Annotated in this window: 5 protein-coding genes; 2 read left to right on the forward strand and 3 right to left on the reverse strand. The window is 41.5% G+C overall.

Going from position 1 to position 6,945, the window contains the following annotated elements:
- Window positions 1-87: 87 nt before the first annotated feature.
- The 3 genes from VJ786_RS14725 to proS are packed head-to-tail and all read right to left on the reverse strand — an operon-like array spanning window position 88 to window position 3,570.
- Complete coding sequence (locus tag VJ786_RS14725; RefSeq protein ID WP_099366578.1) at window positions 88-1,236, reverse strand: cystathionine gamma-synthase; 1,149 nt, start codon at window positions 1,234-1,236, stop codon at window positions 88-90.
- 28 nt (window positions 1,237-1,264) lie between these two features.
- Window positions 1,265-2,098 (reverse strand): Rossmann-fold NAD(P)-binding domain-containing protein, encoded by an 834-nt coding sequence (locus tag VJ786_RS14730; RefSeq protein ID WP_336557973.1) that lies wholly within the window; start codon window positions 2,096-2,098, stop codon window positions 1,265-1,267.
- The gene (gene proS / locus VJ786_RS14735) at window positions 2,098-3,570 is read right to left on the reverse strand and encodes a proline--tRNA ligase (RefSeq protein WP_099366576.1); all 1,473 of its coding nucleotides are present in this window, start codon (window positions 3,568-3,570) and stop codon (window positions 2,098-2,100) included. Before proS ends, VJ786_RS14730 begins: the two co-directional genes overlap by 1 nt.
- 174 nt (window positions 3,571-3,744) lie before the next feature.
- Here proS and VJ786_RS14740 point away from each other — a divergent pair, with 174 nt between their 5' ends.
- Both VJ786_RS14740 and VJ786_RS14745 read left to right on the forward strand, forming a co-directional pair.
- Window positions 3,745-4,989, forward strand: coding sequence for a DUF5320 domain-containing protein (locus VJ786_RS14740; protein WP_336557974.1), 1,245 nt, complete (start codon window positions 3,745-3,747; stop codon window positions 4,987-4,989).
- A gap of 103 nt (window positions 4,990-5,092) precedes the next feature.
- Window positions 5,093-6,649 carry an OmpP1/FadL family transporter gene (locus tag VJ786_RS14745; RefSeq protein WP_099366574.1) on the forward strand — a complete coding sequence of 519 codons (1,557 nt, stop codon included), beginning with the start codon at window positions 5,093-5,095 and terminating at the stop codon, window positions 6,647-6,649.
- The last annotated feature ends 296 nt before the right edge of the window (window positions 6,650-6,945 follow it).

Below are 6,945 nucleotides of genomic sequence, written 5' to 3' on the forward strand. Positions count from 1 at the left end.
ATAAAAGCTGCACAAATGTACAAAAGTATGTGAGCTATTAAAAATAATAATGAGAATAAATTGAGGTATATGATCCTTGTTGATCAATTATTTTCCCAACGCTTGTTCCAAGTCAGCGATTAAATCTTCCGCATCCTCTACCCCAACGGACAATCGCAATAAATTATCTACCACACCCACTTTTTCACGAGCTTCCTTGGGAATAGATCCGTGGGTCATGGTGGCAGGATGGTTGATCAGTGACTCTACACCACCTAGCGATTCGGCCAAGGTAAACACCTTGAATTGCGAAGCGATTCGGAATGTTTCCTGCAGATCAGCACCTTTCAATACAATGGAAACCATTCCTCCGAAGTCCTTCATCTGTTTTTTGGCCACCTCATGACCTGGATGGTCTGTAAATCCTGGCCAGTAAATCTTTTCGATCTTAGGATGATTTTTAAGGTATTCAGCGACTGCCCTTCCATTTTCACAATGTGCTCTCATCCGAAGATGTAAGGTTTTTATACCACGTAACACCAAGAATGCGTCCTGAGGACCTGGAGTTCCACCACAGGCATTATAATAAAACCATAATTGTTTATATAGCTCTTCATCATTGACGATCAATGCGCCCATGACCACATCGGAGTGACCTCCCAGATATTTGGTCACGGAATGCATAACGATGTCAGCTCCCAGATCCAATGGATTCTGTAAGTAAGGCGATGCAAAGGTATTATCTACTGCATATAAGGCATTGCTTGCTTTTGCGATTTCAGCAATAGCGGCAATATCTGCCAATTTTAAGGTCGGATTGGTCGGTGTTTCTACCCAGATCAACTTGGTCTTATCGCTCACCGCTGCCCTTACCGCCTCTGGATCGGAGGTATTCACAAATTTAAATACGATTCCCAATGGCTCGTAAACCTTGGTAAAAATACGGTAAGAACCACCATATAGATCATCACCGGTTACCACTTCATCGCCCGGTTTCAATAAACGCAATACACAATCGGTAGCCGCCATCCCACTGGAAAAGGCTAAACCGTGTTTTCCGTTTTCTAAAGCCGCAAGGCAATCTTCCAATGCTTTACGGGTAGGGTTGGTACCTCTGGAGTACTCAAATCCTTTATGGTCGCCTGGCGATTTTTGTTGGTAAGTTGATGTTTGGTATATCGGAGTCATTACCGCCCCTGTTGTAGGGTCTGATTCTTGACCAGCATGAATTGCTTTGGTTGCAAACTTATAATTCATATCTGTAAATTTTAATCTGACTAAGTTATTAAAAATACAATGGAGAAGGATATTTAAATCCATAATTCAACTCCTGTGCGATTTTATTGCCTGAAACGATCTTCTGAAAACTGTTTTCCGGTTGGAAACCGAGAGGCTTTTTATAACCGTATTTTTCTGCCGAGGCAAGGATTACTTCTTTTTTCAAAGGATGTTCAGGTGTTACCAGGTTATATATGGTTTCTTTTAAACCCTTGTGCAGTGCCTGATCCAGTACCCCACAAACATCTTCCAAATGGATAAAATTGGCAGGTTGATCTCCAGTCTGGACGATTCTGTCCTCAAAATATTTTGCAAAAATGCGTTGTTTGCCAAATAGACCACCCAAGCGGAAGACATGGGTATTAGGTAATTTCAACATTGCTTCTTCTGCCATAAGTAATTTGGGGTTCAAGTGTGTTGTCTGATGATTGGATTCATCAAAAAAACCATCCATATCGGGATAGATGCCTACCGAACTCAGAAAAATATGTTGCTCGAATTCAAGTCTACTTAATAAAGAATAAACATTTGAAAATCGGATTTGGAGCTCTTCAACTGTATTTCTATTGGTTGCTGGAATGGATGTCAATATGAGATCAAAAGGACCGAAGTTTTTCAAGCTTTCCGCAAGAATATTTTCTGGGTTGGATTCTATTGTATTGGACGCCTTATTTATTGCTCCATCAAAATTATGGACATAGGCAAAAATACCATCGTTTTTAAGGCGATGGTATTTTTCTTCAGTAGTCGTGGTCGCCCAGACTTGATTCATATTTTTAAGCTGTAGATGGGCAAACTCTTCGGCCAACCATCCACAGCCCAATATCAAAATTCTTTTCATTAATAAGCCTTTGCGAAAAGCACTCTTTTATTAGAAGGTTTACCAGTGAAAATACAAACACCTTCTTCGTCTTTTGCATCCAATGGAATACAACGGATAGTTGCTTTGGTTTCCTCTTTCACACGTTTCTCCGTTTCTACGGTTCCATCCCAATGACAGGAAATAAAGCCACCCTTTTCTTCCAAAACCTGTTTGAACTCATCATATGAATTAACTTCAGTAATATGGGTATCTCTGAAGTTCAATGCTTTTTGGTAAATATTATCTTGGATTTCATCTAGCAACCCAATGATTCGTTCTGCCAAACCATTTTGTTCTACTGTTTCTTTCGTCTGGGTATCGCGACGGGCAAGTTCTACAGTTCCATTCTGCATATCACGTGCACCAACAGCTACGCGCAATGGAACACCTTTCAATTCCCATTCTGCGAATTTGAATCCTGGACGTTGGGTATCGCGGTCGTCGTATTTTACGGAGATACCTTGCGCTTTAAGGGAACTGTTCAACTGATCCACGAAGGCATCAATATTCGCCTTTTCCTCCTCCGTTTTAAATATAGGTACAATGACCACCTGGATAGGTGCCAATTTTGGAGGCAATACCAATCCTTGGTCGTCGGAATGCGCCATGATCAATGCGCCCATCAAACGTGTGGAAACACCCCAAGAAGTTGCCCATACGTAGTCCAACTTGCCTTCTTTGGATGTGAATTTCACATCAAAAGCTTTTGCAAAGTTTTGTCCAAGGAAATGGGAAGTTCCTGCCTGTAATGCTTTTCCATCCTGCATCAATGCTTCGATACAAAGGGTATCAAGCGCTCCTGCAAAACGCTCATTCTCGGTTTTACGACCGCGAACCACCGGAACAGCTAAGGTTCCTTCTGCGAATTCTGCATATACTTCCAACATTTGTTCTGCTTCGGCGATCGCTTCTTCCTGGGTAGCATGTGCGGTATGTCCCTCCTGCCATAGGAATTCGGCAGTTCTCAGGAATAAACGCGTACGCATTTCCCAACGAACCACATTGGCCCATTGGTTGACCAGAATAGGAAGGTCACGGTAGGATTCGATCCAGCCTCTGTAGGTATTCCAGATAATGGTTTCAGAAGTTGGACGAACGATAAGCTCTTCTTCCAGTTTAGCCTCTTCATCAACAACTATCTTACCATTGCCATCATTTTTTAGACGGTAATGGGTTACCACAGCACATTCGGTAGCAAAACCTTCTACGTGGGAAGCTTCTTTGGAAAAGAATGATTTGGGGATAAATAAGGGGAAATAGGCGTTTGAGTGGCCTGTTTCTTTGAAACGCTTATCCAGGATCGCTTGCATGCGCTCCCAAATCGCATATCCGTATGGCTTGATGACCATACATCCCCTTACTGCAGAATACTCTGCAAGATCTGCCTTAATGACTAGATCGTTGTACCATTGTGAATAATCCTCACTACGGCTTGTAATTCCTTTACTCATTCTTTAATTGAAAATTATATTATCAAAATATGCGTTAAATTGCTGTTGAGCAGCATTTTTTACAAAAATAAAAATATTTAGTATTTTTGAGTGTTTGATTAAACCCCGCAATTAATTTTGCGTCTAAGATAATAAATAAGTACTGTATTATCGAAATTTAACTGTTTTAGCATCATGAAAAACAAGAAGATATTAATGGGATGGTTAGCTTTAGCATTCGTTGCTTTCTTAAGCTCCTGTTCGACAAGCCAACAGACAGTGTATCGCGACGATGTTTATAATAACCGGGATACACGTGGTGTATACCAGAGCCCAGACTACTATTATACCGATGAAGTAGGTGGTGAGACCATCGCTGAATCGGAATATTATGCGGATGAATATTCTGACGAAGCATACGTTGATGGCGAATTCGAAGAATTGGAATATGCAAACCGCATCAACAGATTCTATTATAACACGCCAGGAATGGGATATTATGATCCTTTCTTTGACCCATGGTATGGCTATGGCCTTGGTTTCGGATGGAACTCCGGTTTCGGATGGAGCATTGGCATGGGCTGGGGATGGGGATATCCTTGGCATGGATACGGCTGGGGATGGAACAGGCCCTACTATGGTTATGGATGGGACTATCCGTATAATGGCGGATGGGCTAATCCTTGGTATGGATACGGCTCTTACTATGGAGGCGGATACTGGGGATATAACTCCTACTACAGCCAGTGGGGAAATCCTTACTACAACGTAAGAAACAATGGCAACCGAAATTATCGTACGCCATCTGACCGTAGCCAACGTATCTATAGCAATGCTGGTGGTAGTCGTTCTTCCGTAATTGCAAGGGACCGTTCAGGAAGAATCCAGACTGGTCGTGCGGCTACAGATAGAAGCTCCCGCGTAGGATCTACATCAAGATCTGGTGAAAGAGGTACCGTGAGCAGAAGCAACGATAGAATCAACAACAATAGAGGTACAACTTCCCGTTCAGAAGGTATCAGAGGTACAACTTCTACCAACCGTTCTCAAGGAACCACTTCCCGTACACAAGGGACAACACGTTCTCAAGGAACTACTACCAGAGGTACTTCATCTAGATCGGAAGGGATCAATAGATCAAACCCTACTACTAGACCACAAGGAAATGTAGGCAGAACACAGCCATCATCATCCAGAGGTACGGTAGATAGAACACCAACCAGTAGATCTCAAGGCGTTCGTCAAACACCGAGCACCTCTAATAGGTCTCAACCTACTTCCAGAAGTTCAGAGCCATCTCGTTCATCAGGTAGTTTTGACAGAGGAAGCAGCATGGGAAGCGGTTCTTCAGGCTCAAGCATGAGCAGCGGCCGAAGTGGTGGCGGTTCTTCTTCATCCTCTTCAGGTAGCGGAAGAAGCGGCGGAGGCAGCAGACGTTAATCAAACTTAACATATATACATATAGCCAATATAGATTTATATTGGCTATATATTTATCCTATTAACCCAAATTTTCTTTTTATCAAAACGATATTGTATATCTATGAAAAAATATATACTTCCAGTCGCTTTTCTAACTTTATTATCTGTTCAGTCGGCATTTGGCCAATCCATTTTTGATGATGCAAAAATTCTATCATTGGATGAATCCAATGGTACAGCACGTTTCAAGGCATTAGGCGGTGTGAATACCTCCTTAGGAGGTGACATCAGTTCCGTATCTGGCAACCCTGCCGGATTAGGTTTTTTTGGACAGTCGGATGCGTCGATATCCTTCAACATGTTGAACAATAACAACAAGACCAGTTTTTATGGTCAGAACCAAAATAAGAATTTCGCCAAATTTGGGGTTGATAATGTCGGTATTGTTTTGGCATTTCCAACTGCTTATAATCAAGATGTGGGTTGGCAGAACTTTAACATTGGAATAAGTGTTAACAGGCAGAACAACTACAATGATAAAGTGGTTTATAGTGGCATTAACTCGGAAAACACTTTAGTACAATCCCTTACGGATGCAATGTTTGGATCGCCCTCATTTACCAATGATTTTAAAAGATCTTACTTGGTAGAAGCCTTCGGAGATAATCCAAAAGAGTATTTTCCGATTGCTTTGGAAGGAGATCCGAAGGGGCAACAGGTTAATATCCTATCTGGCGGCCACAAATACATAAACAACTTTTCTATTGGAGCAAATTACAGCCATAATTTTTATATCGGTGCTGGTGTTGGGTTATTGGCGTATCAGAACTCCTATAGCAGGGACGTGTATGAACGAGGATGGACAAAGACTACAGAAGAGATTAGTCCAGACAACCCAGATTCTCCGTTCTTAAGGCCAGGATCGGTTCAGAATTCCTATACGGATATTAATTATGCGCTAACCGATCGTTATTCTAGCGAATCTACTGGATATGGTGCAAATTTTAATATCGGGATGATCTTAAAGCCATCGTGGGATTGGAACTTTGGATTGACCTTTACCTCTCCTACTTGGACCACGATTAAATTTGATGATTATTTGGATACCCAAGCGGAATATTATCAAGATGATAAAACAACGAATCAGATCCGTCCGAAATATATTTCTGAAGTAGGTGGAGAAAGTCGGGATTATTCTATTATTTCTCCATGGAAAACAGCTATTGGACTAACTAAATTCTTTGGAAGAGGCTTGATATCTGCGGATTTGGAGTTTGTGGGATATGATAATGTGAAGTATGTAAATGAGGCTTACAATTCGAATTCTGCGGATGAGCATGCTATCAATATGGATCTGAAGAATATTTTCAAAAGTAATTTTAATTTCCGTGCTGGTGCAGAGTATGTATTTACGGATAGGTTTACAGGTAGGGCAGGATTTAATTATTTGGGCTCGCCTTATGAGGATACAAGCAAAGGCAGTTATATTGGATCGTTGGGATTGGGATATATTTTCCCTAACGCGATGTATATTGATTTAACGGCCATGCAGTATGAAAGTTCGACCTATTATGATGTGACGTATACATTGGATGATATCTGGAAATCTCCTGCTCCGGAAGCAGAGATTAAGAATAGTAGGACTAATGTGGTAATGACATTAGGGGTGAAGTTTTAGATTTGTTGTTTTTTTGCTGCTGGGGCATTGTGAGGAGGCTAACATCGTCATTGCGAGGAAGCTAACATCGTCATTGCGAGGAGGCACGACGAAGCAATCTTTCGATTAGCATAAGCTCTAAACCTTTCTTTTTTTGTCATCCTGAGCGTAGTCGAAGGATCTGTACGATAGTAAACGAACAGATGCTTCGACTACGCTACCAATGACATGTTGTATAACCTATTGTTAATCAGGTCAATGTATCTTATCTAATTTCATATCGAACTCCAGTGCCAACCTGTTTAGGTACTTTTCCT

It is taken from the genome of Sphingobacterium tenebrionis (assembly GCF_037126265.1).
Lineage (GTDB): Bacteria > Bacteroidota > Bacteroidia > Sphingobacteriales > Sphingobacteriaceae > Sphingobacterium > Sphingobacterium tenebrionis.

Bases quoted from the DNA above. Each gene is read 5' to 3' on its own strand.
- VJ786_RS14725 (WP_099366578.1), bottom strand. From the start codon at position 1,236: ATGAATTATAAGTTTGCAACCAAAGCAATTCATGCTGGTCAAGAATCA.
- VJ786_RS14730 (WP_336557973.1), bottom strand. From the start codon at position 2,098: ATGAAAAGAATTTTGATATTGGGCTGTGGATGGTTGGCCGAAGAGTTT.
- proS (WP_099366576.1), bottom strand. From the start codon at position 3,570: ATGAGTAAAGGAATTACAAGCCGTAGTGAGGATTATTCACAATGGTAC.
- VJ786_RS14740 (WP_336557974.1), top strand. From the start codon at position 3,745: ATGAAAAACAAGAAGATATTAATGGGATGGTTAGCTTTAGCATTCGTT.
- VJ786_RS14745 (WP_099366574.1), top strand. From the start codon at position 5,093: ATGAAAAAATATATACTTCCAGTCGCTTTTCTAACTTTATTATCTGTT.